Source organism: Streptomyces flavofungini, assembly GCF_041028215.1.
In the GTDB taxonomy this organism is placed as follows: domain Bacteria; phylum Actinomycetota; class Actinomycetes; order Streptomycetales; family Streptomycetaceae; genus Streptomyces; species Streptomyces flavofungini_B.
In genome coordinates this window covers 1-460 of sequence record NZ_JASKYR010001554.1, presented here as the reverse complement: position 1 = coordinate 460, position 460 = coordinate 1, and the positions used below count along the sequence as shown (strand labels likewise).

Sequence of the window (460 nt, the reverse complement as noted above, 5' to 3'; positions counted from 1 at the left end):
GACAACGCCCCGGCCGCGAGCCGCGCCCCACCCCTACCGAGGCCCGTACGCCGTCGGCGGCACCCCCACCGTCGCCGTGAAGTCCCGTACGAGGTGCGCCTGGTCCGCGTAGCCGAGCGTCGCCGCGAGAGCGGCCCAGTTCACGTCCGTCGCCGTCTCGGCACGCTCCAGGGCCTCGTGGATGCGGTACCGCAGGATGATCCACTTGGGGCTCACCCCCACGTACGCGGCGAAGAGCCGTTGCAGCGCCCGTACCGACAGGCCCTGCGCGGCGGCGAAGGGCGCGACGCGCCGGATCGAGCGGTCCTCGCGGATACGGTCGACCAGGCCCATGGCGAGGTCGGCCTGCGGATCGGGTGCGGAGGACAGGCCCAGGAGGAAGGCGTCGAGTGCCGCCACGCGCGCGTGCTCATCGGCGGGCGCGAGGATCAGGTCGGCCGTGTTCCCTGCGGCCCCGGGG

General features: G+C 74.6%; 1 protein-coding gene. It reads right to left on the bottom strand.

Translation table 11 applies throughout. From position 1 onward, the window contains the following. Positions 1-33: 33 nt before the first annotated feature. On the bottom strand, positions 34-460 hold a 427-nt coding region (locus tag AB8Z36_RS42150; RefSeq protein ID WP_369218578.1), incomplete at its 5' end, for a helix-turn-helix domain-containing protein.